1 protein-coding gene is annotated in these 1,375 nt (G+C 78.7%); it reads left to right on the forward strand.

The genetic code is table 11. The features are described 5' to 3' along the window. Positions 1 to 279: 279 nt before the first annotated feature. Positions 280 to 1,375 (forward strand): AfsR/SARP family transcriptional regulator (locus tag AE652_RS41455; protein ID WP_049661168.1); only part of this gene is annotated, 1,096 nt, incomplete at its 3' end.

A 1,375-nucleotide genomic window follows, 5' to 3' on the forward strand; every position in this document is an offset into this window, starting at 1 on the left:
AGCCGTCCGGCGGCGCCCCGCGCGCCGTCCGTCCGCCCGGCCCGGCCGGCCCCCGCCACCCGGCCCGACCTGCCGGAACGCCGTCCGCACAGCCGTACGAAACCCCCCGTCGATCCCACCTTCCGGCACCCCGGTTGTGCGGCCGCTGTGACCGAAGCCGGTCGATTCCGTGGCCTTCAGCGCCGATCGGCCGTCAAGTAGCCTGCGCCCACCACCGCACGGCCCCCACCACCTGCTACACCGCCGCACTGCCGCCGCCCACGCCCCGGAGGTACGCCGATGCCCCTGGCCCAGCCCGCCACCCCCACCCGGCTGCGCTTCGCCGTCCTCGGCCCGCTCACCGGCGAGGCCGGCGGCCGCCCGCTGGCCCTCGGCCCGCTGAAGCAGCGGCTGGTCCTGGCCGTCCTGCTGAGCCGCGCCAACACCGCCGTCCCGGTCGACCTGCTCACCGACGCGGTCTGGCCCGAGGAGCCGCCGCGCACCGCCCGGAAGAACCTCCAGGTCTACATCTGCACCCTGCGCACCCTGCTCGGCCGCGAGGAGGGGCCCGACCGGCTGTCGCACTCGGCGGCCGGCTACCTGCTGCGGGTCGCCGAGCCCGAGCTGGACCTGCTCCGGTTCCGGGCCCTCGCCCGGGCCGGCCGGGCCGCCGCCGACGGCGGGGCGCTCGCCCCCGCCGCCCGGCTGCTGCGCCAGGCCCTCGACCTCTGGCAGGGCCCGCCGCTCGCCGACCTGCGCCGCTCCCCCGCCGTCGCGGCGGAGGCGGACCGGCTGGAGGCCCGCTGCCTGGGCGTCCACGAGGACTGGGCGGAGACCGAGTTGGAGCTCGGCAACGCCGGCGCCGTCGCCGAGGACCTGGCCGAGCTCGCCGAGCGCCACCCGCTGCGCGAGCGCCTCCAGGCCGCCCGGATGAACGCCCTCCACCTCTCCGGCCGGCAGGCCGAGGCGCTCGCCGTCTACGACACCCACCGCCAGCTGCTCGCCCGCGAGTTGGGCCTGGAGCCGAGCCCCGCGCTGACCGCCCGCTACCGCGAACTGCTGGCCCGCGGCCGCTCCCTGCCCACCACCGCCCGCCCGGACCGCGGCACCGGCCCGGGCGGCTCCCTGTTGCCCGCCGACACCGCCGACTTCACCGGGAGAACCGACGAACTACGCCAGCTCGTCGACGAGTTGGGCTCCGGCGGCGGACGCGTCGCGGTGCTCACCGGCCCGGCCGGCAGCGGCAAGACCGCGCTCGCCGTGCACGCCGGCCACCTGCTCGCCGACCGCTTCCCGGACGGCCGGGTACTGGTCCGGTTGCGCACCGAGGACGGCGCCGCCCGCCCGCTGCCCGAGGTGCTCGCCGAACTCGCCGCCCTCACCGGCCGCCCGGGCG

Source organism: Kitasatospora sp. MY 5-36, from assembly GCF_001182915.1.
Lineage (GTDB): Bacteria > Actinomycetota > Actinomycetes > Streptomycetales > Streptomycetaceae > Kitasatospora.